The sequence below is a fragment of the Streptomyces sp. NPDC006602 genome, from assembly GCF_042870385.1.
Classification (GTDB): Bacteria; Actinomycetota; Actinomycetes; order Streptomycetales; family Streptomycetaceae; genus Streptomyces.
Window position 1 is genome coordinate 56,596 of the sequence record NZ_JBIAHG010000023.1, and the last position, 18,253, is coordinate 74,848.

General features: G+C 67.6%; 15 protein-coding genes and 1 pseudogene. 4 read left to right on the plus strand and 12 right to left on the minus strand.

Annotated elements, in window-relative coordinates; translation table 11 throughout:
• Nucleotides 1-60 precede the first annotated feature (60 nt).
• The 3 genes from ACFYO2_RS36755 to ACFYO2_RS36765 are packed head-to-tail and all read right to left on the minus strand — an operon-like array spanning nt 61 to nt 3,054.
• A complete protein-coding gene (locus tag ACFYO2_RS36755; RefSeq protein ID WP_388358202.1) occupies nt 61-1,344 on the minus strand; it encodes an NAD(P)/FAD-dependent oxidoreductase in 1,284 nt (427 codons plus the stop codon).
• A 51-nt stretch (nt 1,345-1,395) separates the two neighbouring features.
• Entirely contained in the window at nt 1,396-2,061 is a 666-nt protein-coding gene (locus ACFYO2_RS36760; RefSeq protein ID WP_388358205.1) for a haloacid dehalogenase type II, read from the minus strand.
• 54 nt (nt 2,062-2,115) lie between these two features.
• Nucleotides 2,116-3,054 (minus strand): aldo/keto reductase, encoded by a 939-nt coding sequence (locus tag ACFYO2_RS36765; RefSeq protein WP_388358207.1) that lies wholly within the window; start codon nt 3,052-3,054, stop codon nt 2,116-2,118.
• A gap of 352 nt (nt 3,055-3,406) precedes the next feature.
• On the opposite strand from ACFYO2_RS36765, the gene ACFYO2_RS36770 reads away from it, so the two are divergent.
• Both ACFYO2_RS36770 and ACFYO2_RS36775 read left to right on the plus strand, forming a co-directional pair.
• Nucleotides 3,407-3,838 carry a YybH family protein gene (locus ACFYO2_RS36770; RefSeq protein ID WP_388358210.1) on the plus strand — a complete coding sequence of 144 codons (432 nt, stop codon included), beginning with the start codon at nt 3,407-3,409 and terminating at the stop codon, nt 3,836-3,838.
• A 92-nt stretch (nt 3,839-3,930) separates the two neighbouring features.
• Entirely contained in the window at nt 3,931-4,380 is a 450-nt protein-coding gene (locus ACFYO2_RS36775; protein WP_388358213.1) for a hypothetical protein, read from the plus strand.
• Here the strand turns inward: ACFYO2_RS36775 and ACFYO2_RS36780 are convergent.
• From ACFYO2_RS36780 to ACFYO2_RS36820, 9 genes and pseudogenes are all read right to left on the minus strand, one after another.
• Nucleotides 4,299-4,757 (minus strand): annotated as a pseudogene (locus ACFYO2_RS36780) (molybdopterin dinucleotide binding domain-containing protein); the annotation flags it as partial. The gene ACFYO2_RS36775 and the pseudogene ACFYO2_RS36780 overlap by 82 nt on opposite strands.
• A 225-nt stretch (nt 4,758-4,982) precedes the next feature.
• The gene (locus tag ACFYO2_RS36785) at nt 4,983-5,819 is read right to left on the minus strand and encodes an LLM class F420-dependent oxidoreductase (RefSeq protein WP_388358216.1); all 837 of its coding nucleotides are present in this window, start codon (nt 5,817-5,819) and stop codon (nt 4,983-4,985) included.
• Nucleotides 5,820-6,183: 364 nt separating this feature from the next.
• On the minus strand, nt 6,184-7,626 hold the full coding sequence (locus tag ACFYO2_RS36790) for an APC family permease (RefSeq protein ID WP_388358219.1): 1,443 nt from the start codon (nt 7,624-7,626) through the stop codon (nt 6,184-6,186).
• Nucleotides 7,627-8,085: 459 nt separating this feature from the next.
• A complete protein-coding gene (locus ACFYO2_RS36795; RefSeq protein WP_388358222.1) occupies nt 8,086-8,943 on the minus strand; it encodes a citryl-CoA lyase in 858 nt (285 codons plus the stop codon).
• A 426-nt stretch (nt 8,944-9,369) separates the two neighbouring features.
• Nucleotides 9,370-10,158: an SDR family NAD(P)-dependent oxidoreductase gene (locus ACFYO2_RS36800; RefSeq protein ID WP_388358224.1), complete on the minus strand. Its 789-nt coding sequence runs from the start codon at nt 10,156-10,158 to the stop codon at nt 9,370-9,372.
• A 608-nt stretch (nt 10,159-10,766) separates the two neighbouring features.
• Nucleotides 10,767-11,579: an alpha/beta fold hydrolase gene (locus tag ACFYO2_RS36805; RefSeq protein WP_388358227.1), complete on the minus strand. Its 813-nt coding sequence runs from the start codon at nt 11,577-11,579 to the stop codon at nt 10,767-10,769.
• A gap of 163 nt (nt 11,580-11,742) precedes the next feature.
• Nucleotides 11,743-13,140, minus strand: coding sequence for an MFS transporter (locus ACFYO2_RS36810; RefSeq protein ID WP_388358230.1), 1,398 nt, complete (start codon nt 13,138-13,140; stop codon nt 11,743-11,745).
• A 49-nt stretch (nt 13,141-13,189) separates the two neighbouring features.
• Nucleotides 13,190-13,999, minus strand: a complete 810-nt coding sequence (locus ACFYO2_RS36815) for an SDR family NAD(P)-dependent oxidoreductase (RefSeq protein ID WP_388358233.1) — start codon at nt 13,997-13,999, stop codon at nt 13,190-13,192.
• A 103-nt stretch (nt 14,000-14,102) separates the two neighbouring features.
• Nucleotides 14,103-15,317, minus strand: coding sequence for a PucR family transcriptional regulator (locus tag ACFYO2_RS36820; RefSeq protein ID WP_388358236.1), 1,215 nt, complete (start codon nt 15,315-15,317; stop codon nt 14,103-14,105).
• A gap of 147 nt (nt 15,318-15,464) precedes the next feature.
• Here ACFYO2_RS36820 and ACFYO2_RS36825 point away from each other — a divergent pair, with 147 nt between their 5' ends.
• Both ACFYO2_RS36825 and ACFYO2_RS36830 read left to right on the plus strand, forming a co-directional pair.
• The gene (locus ACFYO2_RS36825) at nt 15,465-16,637 is read left to right on the plus strand and encodes a thiolase domain-containing protein (protein ID WP_388358239.1); all 1,173 of its coding nucleotides are present in this window, start codon (nt 15,465-15,467) and stop codon (nt 16,635-16,637) included.
• Entirely contained in the window at nt 16,634-18,232 is a 1,599-nt protein-coding gene (locus ACFYO2_RS36830; RefSeq protein WP_388358242.1) for an AMP-binding protein, read from the plus strand. The genes ACFYO2_RS36825 and ACFYO2_RS36830 overlap by 4 nt, the downstream gene beginning before the upstream one ends.
• The last annotated feature ends 21 nt before the right edge of the window (nt 18,233-18,253 follow it).

Consider the following 18,253-nt stretch of genomic DNA (forward strand, 5'->3'; position numbering starts at 1 on the left):
GGGACGTCCCAGGACCACTGCCTGGGAGGTCTCCGCGGCTTCACCGCCGTCGGTATCGGCTCAGAAGAGCCTGTCCTTCGCCTTGTAGTAGGCGCCACCGAACGGCAGGAACCAGGGCGTGCCGTTGTAGAAGGGGACGGGGACTTTCGGAAAGCCGAATCCGCGCAGCGGGTTCGCCTCCGGCTTGCCGTCCATCATCTCGGCGACCGCCCGGCCCATGTAGGTGGCCATCTGGACGCCGTGGCCGCAGTAACCCATGGAGTAGTACAGGCCGTCGACCTCACCCGCGTGCGGGATGCGGTCCCAGGAAAAGCCGACCATGCCGCCCCACACGTAGTCGATCCGCACCCCGGCGAGCTGCGGGAAGATTTCGGTCATCTCCCGCTTCAGGACGTCCCCGCTCTTGATGTCGGAGGCCGGGTTGGAGGGGGCGAAGCGGGCCCGGCCGCCGAAGGCGAGGCGGTTGTCGGGGGTGAGGCGGACGTAGTGGCCGACGTTCTTGTGGGCGACCAGCAGGCGGCCGTTGGGGATGAGCTCCTTGGCGCGCGCCTCCCCCAGCGGCTCGGTGACGATGATGAAGCTGCCGACATTGATCAGCCGCTTGCGGAACCACGGCATCGACTTGTCGGTGTAGGCGTCCGTCGCCGCCATGACCTGCTTGGCACGGATGGTGCCGTGCAGAGTCTCGACCAGGAAGCCGCCGCCGGGCAGGCGGGTGAGGCCGGTGGCCGCGTTGCGTTCGTGGATCTCGGCGCCGGCCCGCTCGGCGGCGTCTGCCAGGCCGCCGACGAACTTGCCCACGTGCAGGCCCGCGCTGAGCGGGTCCAGCAGGGCGCCGTGGTAGTAGTCCGTGCCGAGCTCGGCCCGCAGTTCGCTCTTGCTCAGCACGACCGTCTCGTGGCCGAAGTTCTCGGCCAGGTCGCGCTGCTTGGCCCGCAGGCCCTCGAAGTGCCCGGGCTTGCAGACCGCGCCGAGGCGCCCGGAACGGTTGAAGTCGCAGTCGATGTTCTCGGTGCGCGTGAGCTCCTCGACGACGTCGACCGCCTCGCGGAAGGCGTCGTACAGCTCGCGGGCGCGCTCCTGCCCGAAGCGCTTGCGGGCCTCGGCGGGGCTGATGGTGATGCCCTGGGTGCACATGCTGCCGTTGCGCCCGGAGGCGCCCGAGCCGACCTTGTCCTTCTCGACGAGGACGGTCCGGGCACCCTTGCGGGCGGTGTGGTAGGCGGTGGAGAGGCCGGTGAGGCCGCCGCCGATCACCACCACGTCCGCCTCGTCGGGCAGGTCCTTTCCGGAACGGTCGGGGAAGGCGGGGGCTGTGTCCAGCCAGTAGGGGATCTGCTTCATGGCGTGCGTCCTCTGCGTCTCTCAGTCCTGTTTCGCCGGTGCGCCGTAGCCTCAGCAGCCGAGGAGCTTCGGCAGACCCGACAGGTCGCTCAGCTCGTCGTACGGCTGGTAGTCGGCGCTGCCCGGGCGCCCGTAGCGGTTGATCCACACCCGGCGCTTCAGGCCGAGGTCGCGGGTGGGGATGTGGTCGTACTCCCAGCCCTGGGCGGTGTGGATGACCTGCGACGGCTCGACGCCCATCGTCTTGAAGGCATGCTCGAAGGTCTGCCGGTCCGGCTTGTAGGCGCCGGCCTGCTGGGCGGTGATGACGTAGTCGAACTCGACGCCGATGTTCTCGACGTTCCGCGCGATCAGGTTGTCGTCGCTGTTGGAGATGATGGCGATCTCGTACTTGCTCTTCAGGGCGCGCAGCGCGTCCGGGACCTCCGGGAAGGGGCCGAAGGTGGGGACGGCCTCGACGAGGGCGTCGCCGTCGGAGTCGCGGTACTCCAGGCCGTGCAGGCGCATGGCGTTGCGCAGGCTGGAGTGCAGTATCTCGTGGTAGGGGCGGTACGCCTCCAGGACGGCCTGAAAGCGCATGACGCGGAAGTCGTCGAGGAACTCGTCGACGTCCAGGTTGTCCAGGTCCAGCCGGTCCTCGAGGACCTTCAGGGTCGTGGGGCCGAGCTCGAAGTTGATCAGGGTTGCGTAGGCGTCGAAGGTGACGATCTCTCGCATGGTAGTCGCCTCAGTCTCGCGGGTTCCGGATTATCCAGGGGGTGGGGTGGGGCTTCAGACGACGCGTTCGCCGGGGGCGACGATCACGTCCAGTGCGGGCAGGTCGGCCGGGCTCGGGGTCCAGTCGGCCGCCGCCGCGTTGGCGGTGACCTGCTCGGGGGTCATGGCGCCGCAGATGACGGAGCCGACGGCGGGCAGGGCCGCCAGAGCGCCGACCGCGACCTGGAGGAGGGTCAGGTCGCGGTCGGCGCCGTACTCGGTGAGCGCCTCGACCCTGTCGAGGGCCGCGTCGGTGAGCCAGCCCTGCCGCCAGGACAGCCGGCTGCCGGGCGGGGGCTGCTCACCGCGCCGGTACTTTCCGCTGAGCAGGCCGTTGGCCAGCGGATAGTACGGCAGGAGGCCGACGCCGTGGGTGATGCAGGCGGGGACGAGGTCCTTCTCCACAGCGCGGTCGAGCAGGTGGTAGCGGGCCTGGACCGACACGAAGGCGTCCGTGAGGTCGTCGGCCGGCAGGTTGGAGCAGCCGATGTACCGGATCTTGCCCTCGTCCACCAGCTCCCGCAGGGCAGTGACGGTCTCTGCCAGCGGAGTCACGCCGTCCGGCTCGTGGTACTGGTACAGATCGATCCGGTCGGTGCCGAGTCGGCGCAGTGACGCCTCCACCGCGTACCGGAGGTAGGCACGGGCCCCGCGCGGACCGTACAGGTCCGCGTCCCGGCCCATCTCCATGCCGAACTTGGTGGCCAGCACGGCCTCGTCACGTCTGCCCTTGAGGGCCGCGCCCAGCAGCCGTTCACCGTCGCCGCGCGAGCCGCCCCGTTCCCCGGACCCGCCGTATATGTCGGCGGTGTCGAACAGGGTGATCCCCGCGTCGAGGGCGGCGTGGACGACGGCCTTCGTGCCGTCCTCGTCGAGGCGGGCGCCGAAGTTGTTGCCGCCCACCCCGACCACCGAGACGGTTGGGCCTCGCTCTCCGAGCGGGCGGTATCTCATGACCGGTTCCCGAACCCGATGCAGACGTTCTTCGTCTGCAGGTAGCTCGCCAGGCCAGCTCCGGCGAGTACGACGGCAGGAAGGGCGGCTCAATCCGGTTCGGGTGATCTGCCGGCCGTACAGCAGGGTGGGTGCGCCCCCGAAGAGAAGACGGATGGCTTGGCCTTGCCCGCTTTCCACTGTCCGCTGCTGACCACCTCATGTCTGTTGGCTACGACCCGAATTGCCCGGCCTTGGGGAACAGTTGCTGGTGAGGCCCGCACAGCCGGGCCGTTGGCGCCGCTCGGCGCCGGGAATGAACACGTGCGCCGCGTCGATGCGGCCGGCCACAGCGTCCATGAAGGGAAACGGAATGAGCGTCAACAAGGAAGAGATCGGCAAGACCGTTCTTGAGCTGGAGAAGTCCTTCAACGAGCGGTGGAGCGTCGGCGACAACCGCGGGTACCTCGACAACTACGCCGAGGAGATCAGCTACTTCGATCCGGTTCTGAAGGAACTGATCGTGGGTAGCGACGCGGTCATCGCTCACATCGAGTCGATCTACTCGAACCCGCACATAGTGCGGAACGAGTACCTCAACCCCGCCGTGAACGTCAGCGACAGTGGTGATTTCACGGTCCTGGCCTACAACCTCGACACGTACGTGCTCGACGACAGCGGCAATGAGCAGCGGCTCCGTGCGTGGAACGCCACCGAGGCCTACCGGCTGATCGACGGCGAGTGGCGCATCGTTCACTCCCACTGGGCGTTCGCTCAGACCGCGACAGAAGCGGTCGCGTCCTGACCAGAAGGGTTTAAGGGACGCCAAGCCACGTGCGTGCCCCTTGTGTCGCCGGCAGGGGCTCCTCATGACGACCTTCAAAAGGAACCCGAGACATGAACGCCAGCGATACCGCCCGGCAGCCCGCCGCGCCGAATGCGATCGAGGTGCGCGGCGCGCGCGTGCACAACCGCAGGGACGTCGACGTCACAGTGCCGCTGGGCCGGCTGGTGGCGATCGCCGGGGTGTCCGGTTCGGGGAAGTCGTCACTGTCGCTCGGCGTGCTCTACACGGAAGGCTCCCGCCGGTACCTGGAGGCTCTGTCCACCTACACCCGCCGCCGCCTGGCCCAGGCCGCCCATGCGGCGGTGGACAGCGCCGAGCACGTCCCGGCGGCGCTCGCGCTGCGCCAGCGGCCGCATATTCCCGGCGTGCGCAGCACGTTCGGCACCTCGACCGAGCTGCTCAACGGCCTGCGGATGATCTACTCGCGGCTCGGACGACACCGGTGCCCGGGCGGGCACCGACTGGAGCCGACCATGGACGTCGCCCCGGACTGCCGCTGACCTGCCCGGAGTGCGGTGTGGTGTTCGGGCCGCCGAGCGCGGAGTCGTACGCGTTCAACAGCGAGGGCGCCTGCCCGCGCTGCGAGGGCACGGGCACCGTCTCGGGAAGTGGACGACGACCGGCTTGCGAGCCGTGAGGTTCCGATGTCGGCTGTGAGGACGTTGGGGTTGCCATGCCGTTCCAGTGAGCCGGACACGCCCGGCTCCTCGGGGTCGAACCAGGCACCCGTCGCCAGGACGACCACGCCGGGGCGGACTTCGTCGGTGACGACCGCTCCGGCGAGGCAGGCGCCCCTGGCATTCCACAGCCGGCCCACGTCGCCCGAGGCGATGCCCCGCTCCCCCGCGTCGACCGGGTTGATCAGCACCGGCTCCCGCCCGCCGACTTTGCCCTCACGTCATAGGGAGTCCGGGCGACGATCACGGGCCACGGCCCCTCGCCCGCGGGACGGGAGACGTCTGGAGTGAGTACGACGCGTGTCGCGCTTGAGGACGGGAACCTCGTACTCGATCACGGCACCTGCCAATGCCGGTTCTCCTGTGATGGTGCGGGGCTTGACCCACGCCTGGTTCTGCGAGGATCGGGGAAAGGTTCGTCGGCGTCAGTGGATACGGTCCGCCAGCCGATCGAGGTCCCTGGCGACCTCCGAGGTGTCGCCGTTGGGCAGTTGGAAGAGGAACCTGTCGACACCAGCGGCCTCGTAGCGCTCCGCCATGCCCGCTTCGGAGGGCGCGTCGAACATCGTGACCGGGATGCGGCCCCGTCCGGCCTCGGCCGCACGCTGCTGCAACCTGGCCACGCGAGCGGCGAACTCGTCGAGTTCCTCAAGCGGCACACTCTCCGCCAGCCAGCCGTCCCCGACGGACAGGATGCGGTCCTCCACAGTCGGGCCCATCCCGCCGACGAGCACCGGCAACGGCGACTGAAGCGGCTTCGGGTACGACCAGATCGGGTCGAAGTCCACGAACCTGCCGTGGTACTCCGCGTCGTCGGTGGTCCAGATCTGTCGCATCGCCGCGAGCCGCTCAGTCATCAGTGCCATCCTGGTGCGCGGATCGGTGCCGTGGTTGGCCATCTCCTCGCGGTTCCAGCCGGCCCCCACGCCGAAGAGGAACCGGCCGCCGCTGAGGCGGTCGACGCTGGCCACTTCCTTGGCCGTCGTGATCGGGTCCCGCTGCACCACCAGGCAGATCCCGGTGCCGATCTTCAGGCTGCTCGTCGCCGCCGCGGCCGCGGTGCACGCGACGAAGGGGTCGTAGGTGTGCAGGTACTCCTTGGGGAGTTCGCCGCCGAGCGGGTACGGCGATCGCCTGTTGGCCGGGATGTGGGTGTGCTCGCAGAAGAACAGCGACTCAAAACCGCGTTCCTCGGCGGCCGCGGCTACTTCGGCAGGCCCCATGCCGTAGTCCGTGGGGAAGTAGCACAAACCGAATTTCATCGAGAATCTCCTCGGAATCTCCAGCCGTCCCGACAGTGCGGGGCCGGGCCGACAAGGCGTCTGCGTCCTCGGTATCGCGCCCGACTGTGCCTCCGGCCCGGGAAGTGTCGCATCGGCGGATACTCGAAATCGGCGCTCTGGTTTCGTAGGGCTTCCAAGCGTCGGGAGGGGCAAGTCGGTTCGGCGCGGCTGACAGCGAGGGATGCGGAGACGGCCGGGGACGTGGCTGGGGACGCAGGCAGAGAAGTGCCTTCCGCCAGGGTTGAAGGCGCCTTTGGAGGAGCCTCGTCATTCCAGTGCGGAAGGCGTTTTCGTTGTCTCGTGCCGCGTACCACGGTCTTGCTGGGAGACCGTGGCCGTGGACTTACTGGCGACCGATCTTGCTGTAGGCCTCAGGCCGAGTACGCCGGAAGACGAGGGCCATGATGACCCCGACGACGAACACGCCGATGAGCGCGGCCAGCAGGAGCGCCGCGACGCCTGTGGAAGTGTTGACCAGATGAGGGAAGTTCTGGATTGTCAGCACCAGCTCGACGGTCAGTCCGATCCCCGCGAGCACCGGCATGACGACAGTGCTCCAGACACTGAACTCGTCCTTGTGATGCTTGCGCAGGTACAGAGCGATGGCGAGATTCGCCAGGGAGATGGCGGCGACACCCGTGAAACTGGCCAGTCCGAGCGACACCGTGAAGAAGGCAATGACATCAGACCCGCTGAGCACGGTGACAGCAAGGACGGCGAGACCAATGCCACTGGTGGCAAGAGAGGCCATGTGAGGGGATCCGTGCTTGGCGTGCACTCCGCTCAGTCGGCGGGGCAGGATCCCGTCCGCGCTCAGGTTGAAGACGTATCGGGCACTGATGTTGTGGGCTGCCAGAATGACGGCGAACGTGCTGGTGGTGACCATCACCGTCGCGAGATCGAACAGCACGTGTCCCCCGAAGGTCTCGATGCTTCCCAGGATCGACCCCGAGGGATCCGCGCTGGCGATGGACACGGCCTTGTCGACTCCGAGGGAGCTGATGTAGAGCCAGGCCGTGCCCCCGTACAGGACCATCGCCACGGCGATGACCCCGAAGGTCGCCCGGGGAACCGTACGAGTGGGGTGGCGCACTTCGTCCCGGAAGAGCGCGGCGACTTCGAAGCCGCCGTACATGCCGAGGCCGTACAGAAGTCCCACCGCGAAGGATCCGTCGAACCAGTGACTGGGCGCGAAGGGTGCCGCGGACAGGCCCGACGCTCCTCCCTTGAACATCACAGCGCCGTCGTACACGACGATGACCGCGAGCTCCAGGAACAGGAAGACGGTCAGCACCTTCGCCGACAGGTCGATCTTGAGGTAGCCGAGTACTGTCGTGGCGGCCCAGAGCAGGGCTCCCCACAGCCACCAGTCGACGTCGGGTCCGTGAAACGTGTCACGAACCATCGACTGGAACACCACGCCGCCGAACCCGTAGCTGCCGATGTTGACGCTGAGGTAGCCGACGAGGGCCAGGAACCCGGATCCCAGGCCGATTGCCCTTCCGAGGCCCGCCGTGATGTACACGTAGAACGCGCCGGGGTTCGGGAAGACTCTCGCCATCCTGGTGAACGGAACGGCGAAGGCCGCGACGATGAGGCCAGCCGCAAAGAACGCCATCGGCGTTCCCACCCCGTTGCCGATCGCCAGCATGATCGGAAGAACACCGATGACGACGACCAGCGGGGCGTTGAAGGCCATGACACTGAAGAAGAGATTCAGAGCCCCGAGGTTTCCACCCAGGCGTGGTCCGGCGTCAGCGGAGACCACTTTTTCTGCTGTGCTCATTCGCAGCCCTTTTCATTGGAGGTAACCATCACTGACGGAGCCGCAGCCCGTGGCCGGGCCGCCTCGCAGCTGCACGGACCCACCGCGCGCATGATCCGCTTCGACGAAGTGGCAGTTCGGTTTGTCAGGCCCGAAGTGTGAAGCTGGTTTGGGCGACTGAAGGCTGCCAGTCCTGTTGCCCCCACAGGAATTGGGGATACGCCGAGACAAGTGGCTGAATTTGGCGCTTTTCCCAGAGGGGCTTCAGTGTACTGATAAGAAAGAGGAAGGCCCGCGGCCCACCATTCATCACCCGAGGTGCGGGGTGAGTGCAGCGTGGTGCGTGCGTCACCGTGCCGCCCTCAGATCCCTGCTCCGGTCCACGCTTGCCGGCCCCATACCGGTCGTTGTCACAGACGTGGCTGATGGCCAGGACGCAAAGGACGGTGCTCAGGAACGAACAGCGCAGGGCATTCGGCGTCATCCCTGGGCCAACTCGCGCCATCGCTCGTCCCAGCCGGCCGCCTCGCGGGCGGCGGCGAAGTCTCCCGTGGTCCCGGCCGTGTAGGCGACGGAATCCCTCGACACGATCCGGATCGGTTTGGCCGCGGCCAGTTCCTCGGAGACGTGCGCGATGACGCCCGGAAGTGTCGACAGGACGGCGAGGCCTGTGCCCTCCTCCGGGGTGAAGCCCAAGCTGAGCAGCACCGCCGCCATCACACCCACGTCGTTGATCGGGATGTCCGACTTGCCGGGGAGCCGTGTGAAGGCCCGGTGGACCGCCTCATAGACCTCCGCGGCCTCGCTCCACAGGCCCTCCTTGACGGCGATTCCCTTGAGCAGGGCACCTCGCGGATCGACCTTCTTGAACACGGGATGCCCCAGCCCCGGCACACGCTGCTTCGCCGCGCGCATGCGGGCGACCTTGGCGTCGGCGAACTCGTCGAGTGCGAGGGCCGAGTCGAGATACTCGCGGTGTGTCGCGACGATGAAGCGCCCCGTGTCCTCGGTAGCAAGAGTGTGCGCACCGACCGACATACAGGCTGCTGCCATACCGATGGCCATACTGGGGTTGGCGGAGACCGCGTACCGCGCGGCCACGGTGCCCGGCTTCTCGAGCGCGTAGTCAAGGACACCACTGAGGACGGCGTCGAGGACGCACGTCTCCCGGGGCGTCGGCACCCGTCCCCGCACCATGAGGTAGATCGCCGCGGTGAAGGGGATCTGGCCGATGAGATCCTCGAGGTCGTAGCCGCGGACGTAGACCTTGTCCTCGGTCACCCTGCTGACGGCCGACGTCCAGTACGCGTCCTGTGCGGCTGTGCTGCCTGAGTCCACTTTTCCTCCGGGGTGTTCGCTTACTGTGCGACGTGGGCGGCGACCGCCCCTTGCCCTGTCCGCTTCCGGGGTCCTGAGCTGCTGCCGGGCAGGGCGCCACCGCTCGGCGTCGGCGAAGGGACTCGCGCATGAGGAGGGAGTGCCTGCGCGAGAGGTGTGCGGACGGGGTCGGGCTCCGGCCGGATGACAGGACGGTAGGTGCCGTGGCATGAGGGCCGGTACTGGAGATCCACCTAACTTGCCGGGCGTGAGCCGTGACACTTCCGGACCTCGATCGCAGAATGTGGACGCTCACGGAACTTGACCTTCGACATCAGATGCCAGGCGGTTCCCGCGGCCAGGAAGGGCGTGATCCCCTCAGACCCGGCCCGGGGGGACGGCATCAGCACTCTCCTGGGCGGGGCGACGCCACCGGACTTCTCGACCTCACCGGCACCGCGCCGACAGGCCGCCATCGACTGGGAGGCAGACACCGTTGACGTACGCCGCCGCGTCGCTGGCCAGGAACACAGCCGCATGCGCGACATCCCATGGGCTACCCATGCGTCCGGTCGGACTGGCAGCGTGACGGGCCTCAAGAGCCTCTGGATCGTCAGTGATCTGCTGGGTGACCAGAGGGGTGTCTATGAGGCCGGGCAATACGGCATTCGCGCGGATGCCGCTGGCGGCGTAGGTGAGAGCCAACGACACGGTCAGTTGATTCACCGCGGCCTTGGCCCCGCTGTAGACCGGGTAGACGTAGCCGGTGTCCCGAATGCTCGCGACGGACGAGACGTTCGTGATGACACCCCTCCCGGCCTCGAGCATCGACGGCAGCACGTGGCGTGTCGTGAGATAGGCACTGGTCAGATTGACACGCAATCCCGCCTCCCAGTCGTCCAGCCCGAGTTCGAGCACGGAGCCGGTGCGCGCAACGCCCACGTTGTTGTGGAGAACATGCGGCACGCCGAGTTCCGCGACCACGGTGCGCACCGTGGCCGCGACCTGGTCCTCTTCGGTGACATCGGCGGTGACAGCGAGGGCGGTGCCGCCGGTAGCGGTGATCTTCTTGGCGACCCGATCGGCCTCACCGGCGACCAGATCCACCACGGCGACGAGCGCTCCGGCCGCAGCGTACGCCCGGGCGGCTGCCTCGCCGTTGCTGAGTCCGACACCCGATGACCCCGCTCCGAATACCACGGCCACCCGGCCGCTGAGTTCGTGCACCGTGCTCACCGCACCACACCCGCCTCGATGCGGTCCATCTCAGGGAACAGCACCTCGAAGTCAAACGATGTGTATGTCCAACCAACGCTGCTCATCAGACCTCTCTCCGAGCGTGATTCACCGGTACATCTCGTCTGCCAACAGTCGTGCGAACCACCGGTTTCGGTGGTTATGTGCTCTCGGGCGAGCGTTCTCCGGAACTCGATGAGGCGAACCGGAACTGGCGGCGGTCACCCCTCCGGGCAGGTGCCGCGTGCGGCGACCGCCGATGCGACGACCACGCACAGGACGGCGGTCCACTGCGACGCAATGCGGCGACTCCCGCAAAACGACGAGGCCGATGAGGGCCATCTTCGGCGGCCCGAGCAATTCGATGTCGGTGACCGTGACGCCCAGCGGGAGCCGGGCGAGCGCCAGGTGGAAGCACGGGTTCATCGCGCCGAGAATCATCCCGTAGCCGAGCCATACGGTTCACGTGCGACGGTTCATGCACAGTGAGGACCGCGACCACAGCATCAGCACCGCCGCCGCGAAGAAGAACGGCTTTGATCATCTGTGTGCCGCATTCGTCAGGCAGCGTGCGGCGCGGCCGGCGGGAACCATGCGGCGGTGCCGGCTCACCCAGTGGTTTTCAGGAACTGGAGCAGCCGCTCGTTGAAAAGGTCGGGCTCGTTCATGTGCGGCTCGTGACCGCTGTTCTCGAACATCGAGTAGCTGCCGCGCTGGACCTGCTGGGCGAACCACTCCATTCCCTCAGCGTGGTAATAGGGGTTGCGCCGGCCAGTGACGACCCAGGTGGGGATGTCGATCCGCGGCAGCACGTCCCGCCAATCCGCGACGAAGTGGTCCAGCAGGAGCTGGGTGACCTGCTCGTGCGGATAGTGGTCGTGATGGTGCGCCAACTTGGCGAGTTCGCGGGCGACTGCCTCCGGCGTGTCCGGCTCACGGTCCAGCTCGCCCCAGGGGTGACGCATGTTGGCCTGCTCCCACGCATGAGGCCATTCGACGCCGAACACTCCCCACTTCCAGGTCTCGTCGTTGACGATTTTCGGCGACTGGTCGATGGCGACGAAGCGGCTCACGTCGCGCGTGCCGTAAAGGCTGAACAGGGCCAGCGACGCCGATGCACCCATCGAGTGCCCGATCAGGTTGACGTCGGTCAGCTGCAGACCGTCCATCAGCTCTCGCAGGTCCAGGCCGTGCCGAGACATCCGCTGACCGAACGCGGCGTGGTCGGAGTCGCCGTGGTTGCGCTGATCGATGTTGATCACGCGGTAGCCGGCGTCGAGCAGCGCGCGCCGCTGGAAGGGCCAGTATCCGCGGTTGGCGGAGTAGCCATGGACGAGCAGGACCGGTGCGCCGGATCCCTCGTCGTCGTAGCAGATTCGCACGCCGTCGGAGGTGGTGAACATCAGTCCGGTTCCGCTCATGGTGTGGTGTCCTGCCTTTGCTGTGGGCGGCGGGCGCGCCGCTGGGGTGCCAGGAGTCCGGTCGAACCCGCCGCTGGGTGACGCGGCGCCGATCTGGATGCTCTGGGGGGAGAAAACGGATGGAACAGTCAGGCGCCTCGTGACGTCGCGGGGTAGTCCTCGATCACGAGTACTTCGAAGGCGACGGCAGCGGGGCTGTCCGAGGGGTCGAGGACGCGTCCGCGGGCTGCGCCTCGTCCGCCGTTCGGGGGCGGAACCGCCTGCGGAAGGTCAGCAGCACGATCGCTGAGGCGGACATTACTACGCCGACAACCCAGAGGCCCGCCTTTGATGTGCCGGTGAGGTCCAGGAGCCAGCCGGTGATGTAGGGAGCGGCGAAACCCGCGACGGCACCCATCGTGTTGACTACGGCGATGCCGCCGGCTGCGGCCGTGCCGGTGAGGAATGTCGACGGCAGGTACCAGAACACGGGGAACGCGGCGTAGATCCCGATGGCGGTGAGGCTGATGACCGCCATCGCCCCGGCCGGGGACTGCATGTACAACGCCACCGGAACGGTGATCGCGGCGAGCAGGGTGGGCAGAGCGACATGCCAGATGCGTTCGCCGGTCCGGTCGGAGTGCTGCGCCCAGATGACAAGGGCGATCGCGCCTACGGTGAAGGGGATGGCGACGATCAGTGCCGACTGGAATATCGAGAAGTCGGTGTGGAAGCTCTTCGCGAACCCGGCGACGATGGTCGGCAGGAAGAAGGACAGGGCGAACAGGCCGTAACCCAGACCGAAGTAGACGAATCCCAGTACCCACACCCGGGCATCCCGCAGGGACTGGCGTACGGAGGTGTGGCCGCCTTCCGCCGTGGCCGTTTGTTCGGCGGCCATGGTCGTGTCCAGCCATTCGCGTTCGTCGGGAGTGAGCCATTGGGCTTGGCGGGGGCGGTCAGTGAGGTAGAACCAGGCGACGATTCCGAGTGCCACCGTGGGCGCGCCCTCGATGAGGAACATGACCCGCCATCCGGCCAGGCCGAGGAATCCGTGCAGGTACTCGATGATCGCGCCCGACAAGGGGGCGCCCAGTGCGGATGAGGCCGGCAGTGCGATCATGAACAGCCCGATCAGCCGGACTCTGACCGCTCGTGGGAACCACCACGTCATATAGAGCATGACGCCGGGGAAGAATCCGGCTTCGGCGACGCCCAGCAGGATTCGCCCGGTGTAGAGCGTGGCCGGGCTGTTCACGAACGCGATGCCGATCGCGACGATTCCCCACGTGACCATGATCCGGGCGATCCAGCGTCGCGCGCCGAATCGGTGCAGCGCGAGGTTGCTCGGCACCTCGAGGAACACGTAGCCGACGAAGAACAGACCGCTCGCGAGACCGTACCCGGTTTCGCTGAGCCCGAGGTCCTTGCTCATGGTCAGATTGGCGAAGGCGATGTTGGTGCGGTCCAGGTAGTTGAGCAGGTAGGCGACCGCAAGAAACGGGATCAGGCGGAGGGCGACCTTGCGGACGATGCATGCCTGGACGGCGTCGGGGAGTGTCTGGGGATTTTCTTGATGCATTGGGCCTGCTCCTTTGCGGGCTCAATTGAGGGGGACTGAGCGGGAGCCGTTATCCGAGCGCTGCGCCGCCGCACACGCGCAGCACCTGCCCGGTGACGTACGCGGCCGCGGGCGAGGCGAGGTAGGCCACGGCCGCGCCGATCTCCTCGGGCTTGCCCATACGCGGGAGGATCTGTTGGCTGAAGTCGTATGCCACGTTTTCGGTGAGTGTCGTGGCGATCGGACCAGGTGCCACCGAGTTGACCGTGATCCCCAGGGCGCCCACCTCTTTGGCGAGCCATTTGGTGAGGGCGATGACGCCGCCCTTGGAGGCCGCGTACGCGGGCCCGGAGCGTACCTGGTCCGCACTGCCCGAGGAGGGACCGCCCATGATGCCGCTGATCGAGCTGATGTTGATGATCGCGCCGGCGCGCTGCTCGCTCATCCAGGGGCTGATGGCGGCGCGGCAGAACAGGAAGGTGCCGCGGAGGTTGGTGTCGATGTCGCGGAACCATTCGTCGTCGGTGATCCCGGTCAGACTTGCCCGGGTGGCTGTCCCGGCGTTGTTGACGAGGATGTCCAGGCGCCCGAAGTGTTCGACGGTGTCGGAGACCACGTTCTCGACCTGCTCGCGTTCGCGCACGTCGACCGCCTTGCCTTCGTGGGTCCCGGCGGGGAAGCCGTCACGCAGCAGGGCCACCGTCTCGCTCGGGTCGCGCATGTCGGCGACCACGACATGGGCGCCTCGCCGGGCCAGTTCCACGGCGATCGACTGGCCGATTCCACGGGCGGCTCCGGTGACCAGTGCGACTCGCCCTGTGAGGTCGAACGGGTCGGTTCCGGCTCGCGTCGCCTCGACGATAGGGCGAACGGTGCTCATGTCACATCCCTGAGTGGCTGGGTGGTCGGTCCGGAGCAGGATGCGCCTCTGCAGCCGTGTGCCACTACAGCGGGACGTTGGAATGCGAACGCCGATTTTCCTCTTATTGTCGAACCCTGGCGTTCATGAGGTCCATCATCGTGAGGCCGATGTGGAGCACGAGCCGGGTGCGGCCGTCTGCCAGGTCGAGGCCGGTGAGCTCACTGATGCGACCGAGACGGTAGTAGAGGGTGGTGCGATGGATGTTCAGCACTTGTGATGTCGCGGGACCTGAGCATGCGTTGTCCAGGTAAGCGCGCAGGGTCTCGGTGAGCTGGCGGCCGTGGTCGATGTCGAGGAGGCGGCGGAGCTCGACCGGCAGCGCGCTCGCGGTGAGTTCGTCGGCGGGTATGCGCAGCAGAGGGCCGTAGGGTCCGACGTCGGCCCAGACAGCGACGTCCGTGCCCAGTACCGACGAGGCGGCGCGGCGGGCCAGTCGGGCCTGGTCCGCTGTCTCCACGGCGCGGTCGAGGCCCTCGGCTGCGGATCCGACTCCGGCCACCGGTGTGAAGCGGCCGGCGGCCATGTCCTGCACACGCTCGACGATCCGTTGCGCGTGGCCGCGGCTGACGTTGTCGGCGAGGGAGGCGGAGCCGCCGAGCAGCAGCAACGCACCGTCGGCGGTGACCGCGTGCAGTTCGGCCGTCGAGCCCGGCGGGCGGCTGAGAGTCACGGCGTCGCGAAGTGCCATCTCGACATGGGACGCGCTCACTGTCTCCGCGACGGGTACCACCCCTACGTCGATGGCTGTGACGTGCGTGAACCGGTTGAGCTCGTCGCCCGGGCCGAGGTCGGCCAGTGCGCGGCGACGCACTGTGGGTTCCTTGCTGACCAGGTCCCGGACGGCTCGTTCACGGGCAACCACGCCTTCGTCACCAAGACGTTGGCCCGCCAGCATCGGTGCGACGATCTGTGCCGTTTCGCTGATCGTCGCGAACTCGGAGCTGGTGAGGGAACCTTCGGCGTCCATCACCAGCAGCAGGCCGAGGAGATCGCCGCGCCATCGGACGGGTACCGCGACACGGGCCTTCATCCCGATCTCCTCGTAGGGAGGGATGACGCCGGCGGTGGTCCAGGCCGACACCCCCTGGGCGAGGACGTGACCGATGGCTTTGGGGCCGGCGTCGCGATGGAGGATCGCCTGGACACGGACCTGGTCCTCGTCGCCGAAGTGGGCGCTGCTGTAGAGCATGCGTACAGCCGGATCGACGATCACGACTGACCGCCGCAGCTGCTGGGCGAGCCGGTCGACGATGGGCTGGATCTCGTTGTCGGACACCCATGGATTCTACAGAGAGAGGAAAGGCGGTCACGTTTCCTCGTCGCGAGACGGTGTCCGGCGGCGCGTCCGAGCGGCATGGTGAGCAGCCGACCGGGGCGTACTCGGGCAGTGATTCCCCGCCGACTTCAAAGACGAAGGTGCTCGATGACCAAGCCACCGCAGTTGATCGGATGGGCCCATACCCCGTTCGGCCGCCATCCGGACCATGACATCGAAAGGCTGATCGCCACGGTCAGTGGCGCGGCTGTCGAGGACGCCGGGCTGGAACCCGGCGACATCGACGCCATCTTTGTCGGAGTGTTCAACAACGGCTTCTCGAAGCAGGGCTTCGAGGCCGCGCTGGTCGGTGCCGGCGTGCCCGCTCTGGCGTCCGTGCCTGCGGCCCGGGCGGAGAACGCGTGTGCCACCGGGTCGGCGGCGCTGTTCGCGGCCCTGGACCGGATCGAAGCCGGACGTGCTCGCGCCGTGCTCGTCATAGGCGCCGAGAAGATGACGTCGGTACCGGGATCAGAGATCAACGACATTCTGCTGAGTGGTTCCCACCGGCGTACCGAGGCTGCGGCGGGCAGTTTCGCGGGGGTCTTCTCGGGACTGGCTGATCGTTATGCCGAGCGGTACGGCGACCCGCACGACGCCATGGCCGAGATCGCGGCGAAGAATCACCGCAACGGGGTGGCCAACCCGTTGGCGCACGTGCGGAAGGATCTGGGGTTCGACTTCTGCGCCACCGAGTCCGAGCGGAACCCGCGCGTCGTGGGACGGTTGCTGCGCACCGACTGCTCGATGGTGTCCGACGGCGCGGCCGCCCTGGTCGTCGCCGACGCCGACCTCGCGAGCACCGCGCACCGTGCGGTCGAGGTGCGTGGCCGCAGCCACGTCAACGACCACCTGGCGGTCGCCGCGCGGCCCGATCCGCTTGCCCTGGTCGGGGCTGCCGCGGCGTTCCACGGTGCGCTGGACGAGGCCGGAACCCGGCTGGCGGAGCTCGATCTGCTCGAAACCCATGACTGCTTCACCATCGCCGAACTGCTGCAGTACGAGGCGTTCGGTATCGCCACGCCCGGCAAAGCCGCCGAGGTACTGGCGCGCGGCGCCACTCACCGTGACGGATCGTTGCCCGTCAACGTGTCCGGCGGGTTGAAGGCGAAAGGACATCCGCTGGGCGCCACCGGTGTGTCCCAGCACGTCATGGCCGCCATGCAGCTCGTCGGCGAAGCCGGCGACATGCAACTGTCCACCGTTGACCGTGTGGCCGTGTTCAATATGGGCGGTGCCGCCGTGGCCAACTACGCCACCGTCCTGGAGCGGGCACGATGACCATCGCCGATGCACGAAAGAACACAGGACTCATCGGCGAGGCCGGGGCACTGCGGCACCGGGCGGTCAATCTCGCCCACCTGCTGACTCAGACCGCCCGCCGTTCTCCCGATGCCTGTGCGCTGGTGCACGGTCCAACGCGCTGGACGTGGCGGGAGCTGGACCGGCGGGTTTCGGCGCTGGCCGCGCGCCTGCTCGCGCTCGGGGTCCGGCCCGGCCAGTGCGTGCTGCTGGACGGCCCGAACCAGCCGGAGTACATGCAGGCCATGTTCGCCGTTTGGCGTGTCGGGGCGGTGCTCGCACCGGTCAACGCGCGTTCGCATGACAGCGAACTCGTGCCCATCGCCTCGGTGTGCGAGCCCGTCGTGATGATCGCGCACAAGTCGGCCGCTTCGCACGTGAGCGCGGTCGAATCGGTGGCCGGTCCTGGGCTGGTGACCTTGTGGCTGGAGGAGATCGGCTCGTTCTCCGACCCGGAGCGGGACGTGCCGGATCACGGGGTCTGGGCCGGGGACGCCGCGTGGTACTTCTTCACCTCGGGCACCAGTGGCTCCCCGAAGGCGGCGGTGCTCACCCACGACCAGCTCGGCTACGTGATCACCAACCACATCGCCGATCTGATGCCGGGCACGACCGAGGCCGACCGGTCCCTGGTCGTGGCTCCGCTGTCGCACGGCGCGGGCGTACACCTGCTGCCCCAGGTCGCGCGCGGGGCGGCCACCGTCATCCCGGTCTCGGCGAGCCTGGATCCCGCCGAGGTGTGGCAGCTCGTGGAGTCCGAGCGGATCGCCAACCTCTTCACCGTCCCGACCATCCTCAAGCGCCTCACCGAACACGACTCGGTGCATGAACGCGACCACTCGTCGCTGCGTTACGTCGTCTACGCCGGCGCCCCGATGCCCCGCCGGGATCAGCAGCACGCTCGGGCGACGCTGGGAGAGATCCTCGTGCAGTACTACGGGCTGGCCGAGGTGACGGGCAACATCACCGTCCTGCCGCCGCATCAGCACGACCACGAGCCCCCGGCGAATGTCGCGTACGGCACCTGTGGCTATCCGCGTACCGGAATGCAGATCAGCATCCAGGACGCGGAGGGCAACGAGGTCGCCGCGGGCGAGAGCGGGGAAATCTGCGCCGCGGGACCAGCCGTGTTCCGGGGATACCTGAACAACCCGGAGGCGGACGAGGCCGCCTTCCGCGACGGCTGGTTCCACACGGGCGATGTCGGGATGCTCGACGAGCAGGGCTTTCTCTACATCACCGGCCGCTTGTCCGACATGTACATCTCCGGTGGATCGAACATCCACCCCCGTGAGATCGAGGAGAAGATCCTCGGCCACCCGGCGCTCAGCGAGGTGATCGTGCTCGGCATGCCGGACGCGACATGGGGTGAGGTCGGTGTCGCCGTGTGTGTCCTCGCCGACGGCTCGTCCGTGACCGGTGAGGAGATCCGGCAGTGGCTGACCGACCGCATGGCACGCTACAAGGTGCCGCGGCATGTCGTGTTCTGGGACCAGCTGCCACGGTCCGGGTACGGCAAGATCGTGCGCCGCACCGTCCGCGATCGGCTGATCGAGCAGGGCTGGCCGTCATGACGTCGGGTCGCTGGGCACAGC